Raw genomic sequence first — 5348 nt, 5'->3', positions numbered from 1 at the left:
TTACCCAAAAGCACCGTAAAGCCCCGTCATTCATGGCGGGGATATAAGGTGTGAATGGCGTAGCCGTTCCATGGTTAATGAGGTGTTTGCTGTTGCTCGATGTACTGCCGGATGATCTCTATCGGAGCGCCGCCACAACTCGATGCAAAGTAAGATGGCGACCACAACATGCCCTTGTAGTAGAACTTGGCGGCGATGTCTGGCCGCTCTTTTCGCAGCACCCGACTGGATGCCCCTTTTAGGCTGTTCACCAGCGCCGATACTGCCACTTTTGGCGGGTAATTCACCAGCAGGTGAACATGATCAACCTCTCCATCCATCTCTTTTAGCTCTGCCTCAAAGTCAGCGCAGATCTTGGAGAACAGCTCTCTAAGGCGGTCGATGGCGGCATTGTCGAATACTCTTCTGCGATATTTCGTCACAAAGACCAAATGAACATGCATAGAGAAAACGCAGTGTCTGCCAGTTCTAATGTCATTGATTTTGCTCATAGACCAAAGTATATTATAGCCATGCAACGACTTCAAGCCTTCAAATATGAACTTCGGCCAGACGGCCAGCAACAGCTGCGAATGCGCCGCTTCGCTGGTTCATGCCGTTTCGTGTTCAACAAGGCGCTGGCGTTGCAGCAGGAGCGCTTTGAACAGGGCGAGAAGAAGCTCGGCTATGCGGAGCTGTGTAAACAGCTCACCCAATGGAAGTCGGAAGACTCAACCGCTTGGCTTGCCGAAACGCCCTCCCAACCCTTGCAGCAAACGCTAAAAGATCTGGAGCGAGCCTACACTAACTTCTTCGCCAAACGCGCCGATTTCCCTCGCTTCAAAAAGAAGGGTTTATCCGATAGCTTCCGCTATCCGCAAGGTTTCAAGCTCGATCAGGCCAATAGCCGTCTGTTCCTGCCTAAGTTGGGTTGGCTACGCTACCGCAACAGTCGGGATGTGCTCGGGGTGATCAAGAACATCACCGTGAGCCAATCAAGCGGTAAGTGGTATGCCGCTATCCAGACCGAGCGAGAGGTTGATGTGCCCGTTCATCAAGGCACAGCTGTTGGCCTCGATATGGGGATTAAACGCTTTGTCACCCTGTCAGATGGCAGCCACAAAGACCCACTTAACAGCTTCAAGGCTCACGAAAAAGCCTTGCGCAAAGCGCAGCAGGCGATGAGCCGCAAAGTCATATTCAGCCGCAATTGGAAGAAAGCGAAAGCCCGTATTCAGCGCATCCAGACTCATATCGGCAGTGCCCGCCGCGACTACTTGCATAAGATCTCGACCGCCATCAGCAAAAACCACGCGCTGGTATGTGTCGAAGATTTGCAGGTGCGAAATATGTCCAAGTCAGCGGCGGGCACAACTGACACGCCTGGGCGCAACGTGCGAGCCAAGTCGGGCCTGAATAAGGCTATTTTAGATCAAGGCTGGGGCGAGTTTCGGCGTCAGCTCGACTACAAGCTGGCTTGGAATGGCGGGCATTTGATAGCGGTGCCGCCGAAGAACACCAGCCGAACGTGCCCATGTTGCGGGCATATCTCGGCTGATAATCGTCAAACACAAGCTACGTTCGAATGTGTGGAGTGTGATTTTAAAGAAAACGCCGATCTAGTCGGCGCGATCAATGTGTTAAGGGCGGGACACGCCCAGTTAGCCTGTGAAGTGAGTGGTGCAATAAGGCCGCCAGCAGCAGGAACCCACCGAAGCGAATTAAGCGTAATCGCCTAACCGCAGTAGGAATCCCCGTCCTTTAGGGCGGGGAGGATGTCAAGGTTTCAAATTGGGTTTGTAGGCCTGACCGAGTCGCTCGTTCAGGCGGATCAGAAAATCCTCGATCCGCGCCCGGTTGGTACCCAAGTCGCTGCGCCCCTGACGGGAGGCCGATCGCATATCGATGCGAGTCTCTTTCGGGCCGGCAAAGACCCGCAGCGCCACATCATCCTGAAAGCCGAACCAGCCGGTGGTGACCACTGCATCCAGACCATCCGGGCTCGGTCGTACCTGCCAGCCCAGCTCCTGCATCAGTTCGCTGGCTTCAATCACCACTTCGGCAGGGGAGGCCCTGGTAAAGAGAGGACCGGGTTTTGCCTCAACTGCTTTCAGCGGGGCGCTATTAATTGGCAGATCCTGCTCGGTTCTAAGCTCCGCCGCCCAGCGCAGCAGGGGGGGATTGTAGGGATCGGTACTCACATCGTTGATCAGCGGCATGCGCAGCGCCTGCACCACAAAGAGCAGCGGCAGCAACAGCGGCAAGGCGCCAAAGCCGTTGGCGTAGCGGTTGCGGCTCCAGGGCAGGCGCACCAGCAGGATAAGGGAGACAAGCGCTCCGATGAGACAGATCGCAAAACCTATCCACCAGGGCCAGAGATGGAAGCGGCTGCCGAGGGCGCCAGCGAGCGGGAGTAACCAGGCCAGCAGGGGCCACAAGCAAGAGCGGGGCATAGCACGGGATCCATCGTCGAATGTGGACAATGCCGAGAAGGATAAACTTAATTGTCTGATAACGTTAGTAAATTGATGCGAGTTTGGCGTTGTTTCAGCCAGTTTTGCGAGGGGGGATGCAGAGGTCGGTGAAGCCCGCCTGATGCGAGCTTCACCGAGAGAATGGTCAGTTGCGATGGTTTAATTGCGATAGAGCACTTTGATCAGATGGAAGCCGAACTTGGTGCGCACCGGCCCCAGTACCTTGAGCAGTTCGCCCTTGAATACGGCATCGTCGAAGGGCTTGACCATATCCCCTTTATTGAACTCCCCCAGATCGCCGCTACGTTTTGCAGAGGCGCAGGTGGAGAAGCGCTTGGCCATCTGGCCGAAGTCGGCTCCCTTCTCGATCTTCTCCTTGATCTCCATACACTGTTTTTCGGTCTTGACCAGAATGTGCTGGGCACAGGCTTTTTTCATCGGGGCGCTCCTGGGCGTGATGGCGAAGGTTGTTAATGCCAAGTGTGGTGGCAAATGGGGGCGCAAGAGTACCCCAATTTGCCACCGGCGTCAGCCATCACAGCCCGCCGTTTACCGGCGCTGGTCAGCCCTATTATTGGCGAGCGCGGGTGGCTAGCACGGCGCGGGGGCGAGCTTGCCAGATGATCTCCAGCCCGAGCAGGGCGTAGAGGCTCCAGATGGCCAGCGGATTGAGCCACTCGCCCCCCAGTTGCAGGGTCATCAGGGCGCAACCTGCCAGCAGCAAGGTGATGCCTGGCAGCCGCCAGTGGGCGGGCAGCGGGGCCAGCATCGCCATCGCCAGCAGAATACCGAGGCCAAACGGCAGATTCAGGGCGGTAAAGGCCAGTGCCTGTTGGCCACTCATGCCGGTCAGCAGGGCCAGCAGGGCGCTGCAACAGGCGAGGAAGGTGATGAACTCGAGACGATCGGCAATATAGTCAGCCATCTGTTCGCTACGTGTATGCATGATGTGTCTCCTTCAGTTGATGGTTCAAGTGTGAGGGAGTGACGTCTGCAAAGGCAGCGGGATAATTCGATTGCGCTGAACGAGCAATTCTTAATCACCCGCTACGGCGGGCTTTGGCGTGTGCCGGGCCTGCTAAACCGTGAGGGTGGGGCGATGCCGACAAACTCTGTCGTGGTGGGTTTCTGGTGTTGACATCCTCCCCGCCCTAAAGGACGGGGATTCCTACTGCGGTTAGGCGATTACGCTTAATTCGCTTCGGTGGGTTCCTGCTGCTGGCGGCCTTATTGCACCACTCACTTCACAGGCTAACTGGGCGTGTCCCGCCCTTAACACATTGATCGCGCCGACTAGATCGGCGTTTTCTTTAAAATCACACTCCACACATTCGAACGTAGCTTGTGTTTGACGATTATCAGCCGAGATATGCCCGCAACATGGGCACGTTCGGCTGGTGTTCTTCGGCGGCACCGCTATCAAATGCCCGCCATTCCAAGCCAGCTTGTAGTCGAGCTGACGCCGAAACTCGCCCCAGCCTTGATCTAAAATAGCCTTATTCAGGCCCGACTTGGCTCGCACGTTGCGCCCAGGCGTGTCAGTTGTGCCCGCCGCTGACTTGGACATATTTCGCACCTGCAAATCTTCGACACATACCAGCGCGTGGTTTTTGCTGATGGCGGTCGAGATCTTATGCAAGTAGTCGCGGCGGGCACTGCCGATATGAGTCTGGATGCGCTGAATACGGGCTTTCGCTTTCTTCCAATTGCGGCTGAATATGACTTTGCGGCTCATCGCCTGCTGCGCTTTGCGCAAGGCTTTTTCGTGAGCCTTGAAGCTGTTAAGTGGGTCTTTGTGGCTGCCATCTGACAGGGTGACAAAGCGTTTAATCCCCATATCGAGGCCAACAGCTGTGCCTTGATGAACGGGCACATCAACCTCTCGCTCGGTCTGGATAGCGGCATACCACTTACCGCTTGATTGGCTCACGGTGATGTTCTTGATCACCCCGAGCACATCCCGACTGTTGCGGTAGCGTAGCCAACCCAACTTAGGCAGGAACAGACGGCTATTGGCCTGATCGAGCTTGAAACCTTGCGGATAGCGGAAGCTATCGGATAAACCCTTCTTTTTGAAGCGAGGGAAATCGGCGCGTTTGGCGAAGAAGTTAGTGTAGGCTCGCTCCAGATCTTTTAGCGTTTGCTGCAAGGGTTGGGAGGGCGTTTCGGCAAGCCAAGCGGTTGAGTCTTCCGACTTCCATTGGGTGAGCTGTTTACACAGCTCCGCATAGCCGAGCTTCTTCTCGCCCTGTTCAAAGCGCTCCTGCTGCAACGCCAGCGCCTTGTTGAACACGAAACGGCATGAACCAGCGAAGCGGCGCATTCGCAGCTGTTGCTGGCCGTCTGGCCGAAGTTCATATTTGAAGGCTTGAAGTCGTTGCATGGCTATAATATACTTTGGTCTATGAGCAAAATCAATGACATTAGAACTGGCAGACACTGCGTTTTCTCTATGCATGTTCATTTGGTCTTTGTGACGAAATATCGCAGAAGAGTATTCGACAATGCCGCCATCGACCGCCTTAGAGAGCTGTTCTCCAAGATCTGCGCTGACTTTGAGGCAGAGCTAAAAGAGATGGATGGAGAGGTTGATCATGTTCACCTGCTGGTGAATTACCCGCCAAAAGTGGCAGTATCGGCGCTGGTGAACAGCCTAAAAGGGGCATCCAGTCGGGTGCTGCGAAAAGAGCGGCCAGACATCGCCGCCAAGTTCTACTACAAGGGCATGTTGTGGTCGCCATCTTACTTTGCATCGAGTTGTGGCGGCGCTCCGATAGAGATCATCCGGCAGTACATCGAGCAACAGCAAACACCTCATTAACCATGGAACGGCTACGCCATTCACACCTTATATCCCCGCCATGAATGACGGGGCTTTACGGTGCTTTTGGGTAA

At 55.3% G+C, this 5348-nt stretch carries 7 protein-coding genes; 2 read left to right on the top strand and 5 right to left on the bottom strand.

Annotated features, from left to right (window positions below; all coding sequences use genetic code 11):
- Positions 1-74 precede the first annotated feature (74 nt).
- On the bottom strand, positions 75-491 hold the full coding sequence (tnpA, locus tag AB5Z09_RS09005) for an IS200/IS605 family transposase (protein ID WP_064338318.1): 417 nt from the start codon (positions 489-491) through the stop codon (positions 75-77).
- A gap of 21 nt (positions 492-512) precedes the next feature.
- Between tnpA (AB5Z09_RS09005) and AB5Z09_RS09000 the strand changes: the two genes are divergently transcribed.
- Positions 513-1718 carry an RNA-guided endonuclease TnpB family protein gene (locus AB5Z09_RS09000; RefSeq protein ID WP_149153227.1) on the top strand — a complete coding sequence of 402 codons (1206 nt, stop codon included), beginning with the start codon at positions 513-515 and terminating at the stop codon, positions 1716-1718.
- 39 nt (positions 1719-1757) lie between these two features.
- Here the strand turns inward: AB5Z09_RS09000 and AB5Z09_RS08995 are convergent, their stop codons facing one another.
- The 4 genes from AB5Z09_RS08995 to AB5Z09_RS08980 form a co-directional block, all read right to left on the bottom strand.
- Complete coding sequence (locus AB5Z09_RS08995; RefSeq protein ID WP_042657101.1) at positions 1758-2432, bottom strand: DUF1499 domain-containing protein; 675 nt, start codon at positions 2430-2432, stop codon at positions 1758-1760.
- A gap of 180 nt (positions 2433-2612) precedes the next feature.
- Positions 2613-2891, bottom strand: coding sequence for a peptidylprolyl isomerase (locus AB5Z09_RS08990; protein ID WP_042657102.1), 279 nt, complete (start codon positions 2889-2891; stop codon positions 2613-2615).
- 133 nt (positions 2892-3024) lie between these two features.
- Entirely contained in the window at positions 3025-3399 is a 375-nt protein-coding gene (locus AB5Z09_RS08985) for a hypothetical protein (RefSeq protein WP_270657741.1), read from the bottom strand.
- Between the two features lie 231 nt (positions 3400-3630).
- Positions 3631-4836, bottom strand: a complete 1206-nt coding sequence (locus tag AB5Z09_RS08980; protein ID WP_149153227.1) for an RNA-guided endonuclease TnpB family protein — start codon at positions 4834-4836, stop codon at positions 3631-3633.
- A gap of 21 nt (positions 4837-4857) precedes the next feature.
- On the opposite strand from AB5Z09_RS08980, the gene tnpA (AB5Z09_RS08975) reads away from it, so the two are divergent.
- A complete protein-coding gene (gene tnpA / locus AB5Z09_RS08975; RefSeq protein ID WP_064338318.1) occupies positions 4858-5274 on the top strand; it encodes an IS200/IS605 family transposase in 417 nt (138 codons plus the stop codon).
- Positions 5275-5348 lie beyond the last annotated feature (74 nt).

Origin of the sequence: Aeromonas sp. R2-2, from assembly GCF_040908355.1 — a bacterium.
GTDB lineage: Bacteria > Pseudomonadota > Gammaproteobacteria > Enterobacterales > Aeromonadaceae > Aeromonas > Aeromonas veronii.
The sequence above is the reverse complement of the archived record's forward strand: the minus strand, read 5'-3'. Positions and strand labels throughout refer to the sequence as shown.